At 61.8% G+C, this 6,705-nt stretch carries 12 protein-coding genes and 2 pseudogenes; all 14 read left to right on the top strand.

From position 1 onward, the window contains the following. Positions 1-444 (top strand): 30S ribosomal protein S3 (gene rpsC, locus RMN95_RS09295; RefSeq protein WP_309616644.1); only part of this gene is annotated, 444 nt, incomplete at its 5' end. A gap of 2 nt (positions 445-446) precedes the next feature. Next, complete coding sequence (gene rplP, locus RMN95_RS09300; protein WP_309616645.1) at positions 447-866, top strand: 50S ribosomal protein L16; 420 nt, start codon at positions 447-449, stop codon at positions 864-866. 11 nt (positions 867-877) lie between these two features. Next, positions 878-1,231, top strand: a pseudogene (gene rpmC, locus RMN95_RS09305) (50S ribosomal protein L29); the annotation flags it as partial. 2 nt (positions 1,232-1,233) lie between these two features. Beyond that, positions 1,234-1,545 (top strand): 30S ribosomal protein S17, encoded by a 312-nt coding sequence (gene rpsQ / locus RMN95_RS09310; RefSeq protein ID WP_309616646.1) that lies wholly within the window; start codon positions 1,234-1,236, stop codon positions 1,543-1,545. A gap of 36 nt (positions 1,546-1,581) precedes the next feature. Then, positions 1,582-1,950 carry a 50S ribosomal protein L14 gene (gene rplN / locus RMN95_RS09315; RefSeq protein WP_097060170.1) on the top strand — a complete coding sequence of 123 codons (369 nt, stop codon included), beginning with the start codon at positions 1,582-1,584 and terminating at the stop codon, positions 1,948-1,950. A 3-nt stretch (positions 1,951-1,953) separates the two neighbouring features. After that, positions 1,954-2,289 (top strand): annotated as a pseudogene (rplX, locus tag RMN95_RS09320) (50S ribosomal protein L24); the annotation flags it as partial. Between the two features lie 146 nt (positions 2,290-2,435). Next, complete coding sequence (gene rplE, locus RMN95_RS09325; RefSeq protein WP_309616647.1) at positions 2,436-3,044, top strand: 50S ribosomal protein L5; 609 nt, start codon at positions 2,436-2,438, stop codon at positions 3,042-3,044. A 120-nt stretch (positions 3,045-3,164) separates the two neighbouring features. Then, positions 3,165-3,563, top strand: a complete 399-nt coding sequence (gene rpsH / locus RMN95_RS09330) for a 30S ribosomal protein S8 (RefSeq protein WP_097060173.1) — start codon at positions 3,165-3,167, stop codon at positions 3,561-3,563. A gap of 5 nt (positions 3,564-3,568) precedes the next feature. Then, positions 3,569-4,105 (top strand): 50S ribosomal protein L6, encoded by a 537-nt coding sequence (rplF, locus tag RMN95_RS09335; protein WP_309616648.1) that lies wholly within the window; start codon positions 3,569-3,571, stop codon positions 4,103-4,105. Positions 4,106-4,107: 2 nt separating this feature from the next. Then, positions 4,108-4,479, top strand: a complete 372-nt coding sequence (gene rplR / locus RMN95_RS09340; protein ID WP_309616651.1) for a 50S ribosomal protein L18 — start codon at positions 4,108-4,110, stop codon at positions 4,477-4,479. A gap of 59 nt (positions 4,480-4,538) precedes the next feature. Beyond that, positions 4,539-5,246, top strand: a complete 708-nt coding sequence (gene rpsE, locus RMN95_RS09345) for a 30S ribosomal protein S5 (RefSeq protein WP_397545116.1) — start codon at positions 4,539-4,541, stop codon at positions 5,244-5,246. Then, positions 5,246-5,431 (top strand): 50S ribosomal protein L30, encoded by a 186-nt coding sequence (gene rpmD, locus RMN95_RS09350; RefSeq protein ID WP_309616649.1) that lies wholly within the window; start codon positions 5,246-5,248, stop codon positions 5,429-5,431. The genes rpsE and rpmD overlap by 1 nt, the downstream gene beginning before the upstream one ends. Next, positions 5,431-6,114 (top strand): 50S ribosomal protein L15, encoded by a 684-nt coding sequence (rplO, locus tag RMN95_RS09355; protein ID WP_309616650.1) that lies wholly within the window; start codon positions 5,431-5,433, stop codon positions 6,112-6,114. Before rpmD ends, rplO begins: the two co-directional genes overlap by 1 nt. Before the next feature lie 92 nt (positions 6,115-6,206). Further along, a partial coding sequence (locus RMN95_RS09360) for a preprotein translocase subunit SecY (RefSeq protein WP_397545274.1) occupies positions 6,207-6,705 on the top strand: 499 nt, incomplete at its 3' end.

A 6,705-nucleotide genomic window follows, 5' to 3' on the forward strand; every position in this document is an offset into this window, starting at 1 on the left:
GCACAGGGAATTGCCGAGCAGCTCGCTGCCCGCGTCGCATTCCGTCGTGCGATGCGTAAGGGACTGCAGGGCGCCCAGCGCGTCGGTTCCGTCAAGGGTGTTCGCATCCAGGTGTCCGGCCGTCTTGGCGGCGCAGAGATGAGCCGTTCCGAGTTCTACCGTGAGGGTCGCGTGCCACTGCACACCCTGCGCGCCAACATCGACTACGGCTTCTATGAAGCCAGGACGACGTTCGGCCGTATCGGTGTCAAGGTCTGGATCTACAAGGGCGACATCACCAATAAAGAGCTTGCCCGCGAGCAGGCTAACCAGAAGTCATCGCGTCCGGAGCGTCGGGACGACCGCGGTGGCGATCGCCGCGACAGCCGTCCGCCCCGCAGCGCAGCCGGTTCGACGGCAGCGCCCAAGGTTGACGCACCAGTTGCAGCAGGAGTTGAGGCGTAACCATGTTGATTCCCCGCAAGGTCAAGCACCGCAAGCAGCACCATCCCGGCCGGAGCGGCCAGGCCACCGGTGGCACCGTCATCTCGTTCGGCGAATACGGCATCCAGGCACTCACGCCCGCGTACGTCACCAACCGCCAGATTGAGGCGGCTCGTATTGCCATGACGCGCCACATCAAGCGTGGAGGGAAGGTGTGGATCAACATCTACCCTGACCGCCCGCTTACCAAGAAGCCCGCCGAAACCCGCATGGGGTCCGGTAAGGGCTCGCCCGAGTGGTGGATCGCCAACGTCAAGCCAGGCCGCGTGCTCTTTGAGCTCGCCGGCGTCAGCGAAGAGGTTGCTCGCGAGGCACTCACTCGTGCCATTCACAAGCTGCCATTGAAGGCACGCATCATCAAGCGCGAGGAGGGCGACTCATAATGGCGATCTGATCCAAGGAGCTCGCCCCTTTCGATCTCGACACTTACGAAGACGAACGACTCGTCGAAGAGCTGAAGAAGGCCAAGGAAGAACTGTTCAACCTTCGCTTCCAGGCCGCGACCGGCCAGCTCGAGAGTCACGGACGCATTCGCGCTGTCAAGCGTGACATCGCTCGCATCTACACGATTGTCCGTGAGCGCGAGCTGGGAATCCGGGCCACCCCTGTTGCTGTCGAGGCTCCGGCCAAGGCAGCTAAAAAGAAAACGACCAAGTCTGCGAAAGACCCAGTGACGACGGACGCAGCGGCTGAGCCCGCGGCTGAGGTCACCACTGCGCCTGTGCAAGACGCGACGAAGGAGGCGTAGTCATGGCCAAGGTCACTGCACTTGTCGAGAAGACAACCCCACAGGCCGAGACGTCCGAGCTCGCTCGCGGCTACCGCAAGAGCCGCCGCGGATATGTGACGAGCGACAAGATGGACAAGACCATCGTCGTCGAGGTCGAGGACCGCGTAAAGCACCCACTGTATGGCAAGGTCATCCGCCGCACATCCAAGGTCAAAGTTCATGACGAGGCCAATGGCGCCGGCGTCGGCGACCTCGTTCTCATTAGCGAGACCCGTCCGCTGAGCGCTACCAAGCGCTGGCGCCTGGTCGAGATCCTCGAAAAGGCCAAGTAGTCACGCGCTCGCGCTTGATTACTGAAAGGACACAACATGCTCCAGCAGGAATCCAGAGTCAAGGTCGCCGATAACACCGGCGCCAAGGAGCTCCTCACGATCCGCGTTCTCGGTGGCTCCGGCCGTCGTTACGCGGGGCTCGGCGATGTCATCGTCGCCACCGTCAAAGACGCAATCCCGGGCGGTAACGTCAAAAAGGGCGACGTGGTCAAAGCCGTCATCGTCCGCGTCATCAAGCAGACCCGTCGCTCCGACGGCTCGTACATCAAGTTTGACGAGAACGCCGCCGTCATCCTGAAGGCAGACGGAGACCCTCGTGGTACCCGTATCTTCGGGCCGGTCGGTCGTGAGCTTCGTGACAAGAAGTTCATGAAGATCATCTCGCTCGCACCGGAGGTGCTGTAACTTATGGCTAACATTCGCAAGGGCGACCTGGTGCAGGTCATCAGCGGCCCCACCCAGGCTCGCGGCGGAGACCGCGGCAAGCAGGGTCGTGTCATCGGCATTCTCTCCGAGAAGAACCGTGTGATCGTCGAGGGTGTCAACTTCGTCACCAAGCACATGAAGGTCGGACAGACCCAGCGCGGCACCAAGACCGGTGGCATCGAGACGATGGAGGCCCCGATCCACGTGTCGAATATCGCCCTCGTCGACCCCGACACAAAGCTCCCCGCCCGCGTGGGTTTCAAGGAGGAGACGGATGACCGTGGTAAGACCACGCGCGTGCGTTACTTCAAGAAGTCACGTCGTGTCGAGACCAAGAAGTCGAAGGCGCTGAAGGGTGAGGCCGCCGAAGAGAAGGCAACCGAAAAGCCCGCAAAGGCAGCCCCCAAGGCCAAGAAGGACGCTGCGGCTGAGAAGCCCGCTGCAACCGAGAAGGACGCAAACTAATGACTGACACCGCCACTGCCGCGAAGGCTGTCGCTGCGCCTTCTCAAAAGGCCCAGCCACGGCTCAAGCAGAAGTACCGCGACGAGATCGCTGCGCAGCTCAAGAAAGATTTCGGTTTCACGAACGTGCACCAGGTGCCCGGACTCGTCAAGATCGTCGTCAACACCGGTGTCGGTGAGGCAGCCCGCGACGGCAAGATCATCGACGGCGCAGTGAAGGACCTCACGGCCATCACCGGCCAGAAGCCGCAGGTCACCAGCGCTCGCAAGTCAATCGCTCAGTTCAAACTGCGCGAGGGTCAGCCGATTGGCGCACACGTCACCCTTCGTGGTGACCGCGCGTGGGAGTTTCTCGACCGCCTCGTCACGCTTGCGCTTCCGCGTATCCGTGACTTCCGTGGTTTGAGCGATAAGCAATTCGACGGACGCGGCAACTACACGTTCGGGCTCACGGAGCAGTCGATGTTCCACGAGATCGACCAGGACAAGATTGACCGCGTTCGCGGTTTTGATATCACCATCGTCACGACCGCCAAGACGAACGATGAGGGCCGCGCGCTGCTGAAGGCTCTCGGCTTCCCGTTCCGCTCCGCTGAGAACACCAAGTAGCTTTACCGCACGCACAGCTTTACTGCCGTAGGCAGAAGTTCAACCAGGCAACACCGATCGACCAGGTCGGCATTCGCGTAACGGATGTCGAAACCGGACGAGAATAGGGAAACATCCATCATGACAATGACTGATCCGGTCGCAGACCTGCTGACCAGACTGCGGAACGCCAACTCGGCGTACCACGACACGGTTTCGCTGCCGAGCAGCAAGCTGAAGTCACACATCGCTGAGATGCTCAAGAACGAGGGCTACATCGCCGCGTGGAAGATTGAAGACGCCCGCGTGGGTCAAACCCTCACGATCGACCTCAAGTACGGTCCCAATCGCGAGCGCTCCATCGTAGGCATCAAGCGCGTGTCGAAGCCTGGCCTCCGTGTTTACGCGAAGTCGACCGAGATTCCCAAGGTCCTCGGCGGGCTCGGGGTCGCAATCCTGTCCACCTCCTCCGGTCTGTTGACCGACAAAGAGGCGACGTCGAAGGGCGTAGGTGGGGAAGTCCTCGCCTACGTGTGGTAACCCAAATGTCACGTATTGGACGACTTCCCATCTCGGTCCCTGCCGGGGTCGAGGTGAGGATCGACGGCCAGGCCGTCGCAGTCAAGGGCCCCAAGGGTGAGCTCACGCTCACCGTCAAGAGCCCGATCAGGGTCGCTCTCGAAGACGGACAGGTGCTCGTTACCCGTCCCGATGACGAGCGCGAATCCCGTTCGCTGCACGGGCTGACCCGCACACTGATCGCGAACCAGATCGTCGGAGTAACCGACGGTTACACCAAGGGCCTTGAGGTCGTTGGTACCGGTTACCGCGTCGCAGCCAAAGGCAACTCGCTCGAGTTTGCCCTCGGCTACTCGCACTCCATCACGGTTGACCCACCTGTGGGCATCAGCTTCACGGTCGAGGGCAACAATAAGGTGACCGTCATCGGCATCGATAAGCAGGCAGTGGGCGAGGTCGCGGCCAACATCCGCAAGCTGCGCAAGCCGGAACCCTATAAGGGCAAGGGCGTGCGTTACGCCGGAGAAGTAGTCCGCCGCAAGGCCGGAAAGAGTGGTAAGTGATCATGGCTCTCGGAACCAGAGGTAAGAGCAAGTCGGCGGCAAAAGCCCGCCGTCACGCACGGCTTCGCAAGAAGGTCGTCGGCACCGAGGTGCGTCCGCGCCTCGTTGTCACCCGATCGGCCCGGCACGTATTCGTGCAGGTTGTCGATGATTCCAAGGGCTTCACCCTGGCATCGGCATCCACACTCGAAGCTGACATGCGCACCTTCGACGGCGATAAGACCGCGAAAGCACGCAAGGTTGGCGAGCTTGTTGCCGAGCGCGCGAAGGCGGCAGGCGTTGACGCTGTCGTATTCGACCGGGGCGGCAGCCGCTACGCAGGTCGCGTTGCCGCAATCGCCGATGGAGCACGAGAGGGCGGATTAAGCCTGTGAGCACTGACTCTTCGAGCGCGCCCCAGGGCGCCGAAACAACAACCAACAAGGAGCAGGACGTGACGTCCGAAGTATCCGAAGTAGAAACACCTGACGCACCCGCAGTGGTGACGGCCGAGGCCGTCGCATCTGCTGCAGTCGTCGACGCGCCGGCAACGGACGTCACCAACGAGCCTCGCGAGGCCCGCCGTGGCGGCCGCGAGCGTAGCCCCAGCCGCGACCGTGGTACGGGCCGCGACGCGGAGAAGAGCCAGTTCCTGGAGCGCGTCGTCACCATCAACCGCGTATCGAAGGTCGTGAAGGGTGGTCGTCGCTTCAGCTTCACCGCTCTCGTGGTCGTCGGTGACGGCAATGGGCTGGTGGGTGTCGGCTACGGCAAGGCCCGTGAGGTGCCTACTGCGATCTCCAAGGGTGTCGAGGAAGCGAAGAAGAACTTCTTCCGTGTTCCTCGTGTGGCCCAGACCATCCCGCATCCTGTGCAGGGTGAGGCAGCCGCAGGAGTGGTGCTGCTGCGTCCGGCGTCCGCTGGAACTGGCGTTATTGCCGGTGGCCCAGTGCGTGCAGTGCTCGAGTGCGCCGGAATCCACGACGTGCTCAGCAAGTCACTCGGTTCGTCGAACACGATCAACATCGTGCACGCGACGGTCGCGGCGCTCAAGCAGCTCGAGGAGCCCCGCGCGGTTGCCGCGCGTCGCGGTCTCGACCCAGAGCACGTTATCCCGGCTCGCCTCCTGCGCGCCGAGGCAGAAGCTAAGGCAGGTGTCTGATGGCCGCGCGCCTGAAGGTAACCCAGATCAAGTCCAAAATCAGTGAGAAGCAGAACCAGCGCGACACCTTGCGGAGCCTCGGGCTTCACCGCATCGGTGACATCGTGGTTCGCGAAGACAATTCGCAGAATCGCGGCTACGTCCGCACTGTCGCTCACCTTGTCAAGGTCGAGGAGATTGACTAATGGCCGACTCAAAGAACGCCAACTTAAAGAACGCTGACTCACAGAACGCTGCCGACAAGGCTGCACCCAAGAAGGCGCCGGCGAAGGCTGCCGCACCGAAGACCGTTGTTGCCAAGGCTCCCGCAGCCAAGTCCGACGACACCGTGGCCACCGGAGCTGCCGCCAAGGCCGCTCCCGCGAAGAAGACGCCATCAGCTGCGGCCGGATCGTCCGCAGTAGCGGACAGCGCGACGGTGCCACGTCGCGCCCAGGTGCTGAAGGTACATCATCTTCGCCCGGCGCCCGGCGCGAAGAAGGATAAGACCCGTGTTGGACGCGGTGAAGGTTCCAAGGGCAAGACTGCCGGTCGTGGAACCAAGGGAACCAAGGCCCGTTACCAGATGAGAGTGGGCTTCGAGGGTGGTGGCGTGAACTTCGTCATGCGCTCGCCAAAGCTGCGCGGATTCAAGAATCCTTTCCGAGTCGAATACCAGGTCGTCAACCTCGAGAAGCTTGCCGAGCTCTACCCGAAGGGCGGCGATGTCACTATCCTCGACCTCGTTTCCAAGGGTGCGGTTCGCAAGAACGAAAAGGTCAAGGTTCTCGGCTCGGGCGACATTGCAGTTAAGCTGAATGTTGCGGTTGACAAGGTCTCGAGCTCGGCTGAGCAGAAGATCGTGGCAGCTGGCGGCTCAGTCAAGTAACGTGACGACGGTCGCCTAGGTGACCGCTCGTTTTCGGAGTGGGGCTCGACGAGGCCCCACTCCTGTACCGCACCACAACAACTGGAGGACTTGTGTTCAGAGCCGTCGCGCGAATCTTCCGCACGCCTGACTTGCGCCGCAAGATCGGATTCACGCTTCTCATCGTCGCGCTGTTCCGTCTCGGCTCCTTCATTCCTGCACCGTTCGTCAACTTCGCCAACGTGCAAGAGTGCCTCCGCCCCGTCGAGGGCGATGCGGGCAGCGCGACTGGGCTGTACGAATTGGTCAACTTGTTCAGCGGCGGCGCTCTGCTGCAACTGTCAGTCTTCGCGCTCGGCATCATGCCGTACATCACCTCGTCGATCATCGTGCAGTTGCTGCGCGTTGTGATTCCTCACTTCGAAACCCTGTACAAAGAGGGCCAGTCTGGCCAAGCAAAGCTGACCCAGTACACGCGCTACTTGACCATCGCGCTCGGTGTTTTGCAGTCGACGACACTCATCACGGTTGCGCGTAGCGGGCAGCTCTTCGCCTCGAACTCTTCGGATGCGTGCAACAGCCTCATCACCAATGAGTCGTGGTACGCGATCC

It is taken from the genome of Salinibacterium sp., assembly GCF_031364185.1.
In the GTDB taxonomy this organism is placed as follows: Bacteria; Actinomycetota; Actinomycetes; order Actinomycetales; family Microbacteriaceae; genus Rhodoglobus.